Annotated in this window: 1 protein-coding gene; it reads right to left on the bottom strand. The window is 65.0% G+C overall.

Translation table 11 applies throughout. From position 1 onward, the window contains the following. On the bottom strand, positions 1-1,187 hold a 1,187-nt coding region (gene tuf / locus AB4Y97_RS20960), incomplete at its 3' end, for an elongation factor Tu (RefSeq protein WP_442000968.1).

Genomic DNA, 1,187 nt, shown 5'->3' on the forward strand with positions numbered 1-1,187 from the left:
TCCATGACCTGAGCGACGACGCCGGCACCGACGGTGCGGCCGCCCTCGCGGATGGCGAAGCGCAGCTTCTCTTCCATGGCGATCGGAACGATCAGCGTGACTTCCATCGCGATGTTGTCGCCCGGCATCACCATCTCGGTGCCCTCGGGCAGCGTCACCACGCCGGTCACGTCGGTCGTGCGGAAGTAGAACTGCGGCCGGTAGTTGGTGAAGAACGGCGTATGACGGCCGCCCTCTTCCTTGGTCAGGATATACGCCTCGGCCTTGAACTTGGTGTGCGGCTTGATCGAGCCCGGCTTGCACAGCACCTGGCCGCGCTCCACGTCCTCGCGCTTGGTGCCGCGCAGCAGCACGCCGACATTGTCGCCGGCCTGGCCCTGATCGAGCAGCTTGCGGAACATCTCGACGCCGGTCACCGTCGTCTTCACCGTGGCTTTGAGCCCGACGATCTCGACTTCCTCACCGACCTTGACGATGCCGCGCTCGACGCGACCCGTCACCACCGTGCCGCGGCCCGAGATCGAGAACACGTCCTCGATCGGCATCAGGAACGGCTGGTCGATCGGACGCTCCGGCTGCGGGATGTAGCGGTCGACCTCGGCCATCAGCTTGAGCACCGCGTCGTGGCCGATCTCCGGCGAGCGGTTCTCCAGCGCGCACAACGCCGAGCCCTTGACGATCGGAATGTCGTCGCCGGGGAAGTCGTACTTCGACAGAAGCTCGCGCACCTCGAGCTCGACCAGGTCGAGAAGCTCGGGATCGTCGACCATGTCGACCTTGTTCATGAACACCACCAGCGCCGGAACACCGACCTGACGCGCCAGCAGGATGTGCTCGCGCGTCTGCGGCATCGGGCCGTCGGCCGACGACACCACCAGGATCGCGCCGTCCATCTGCGCCGCGCCGGTGATCATGTTCTTGACGTAGTCGGCGTGGCCGGGGCAGTCGACGTGGGCATAGTGACGGTTCTGCGTCTCGTATTCCACGTGCGCCGTCGAGATCGTGATGCCGCGCGCCTTCTCTTCCGGCGCCTTGTCAATCTGGTCATAGGCCGTGAACGTCGCCCCGCCGGACTCCGCCAGAACCTTCGTGATCGCCGCCGTCAGAGACGTCTTGCCATGGTCAACGTGGCCAATCGTCCCAATGTTGCAGTGCGGCTTCGTCCGCTCAAACTTTTCCTTCGCCAT

Origin of the sequence: Microvirga sp. 2TAF3 (assembly GCF_052114965.1) — a bacterium.
Classification (GTDB): Bacteria; Pseudomonadota; Alphaproteobacteria; order Rhizobiales; family Beijerinckiaceae; genus Microvirga.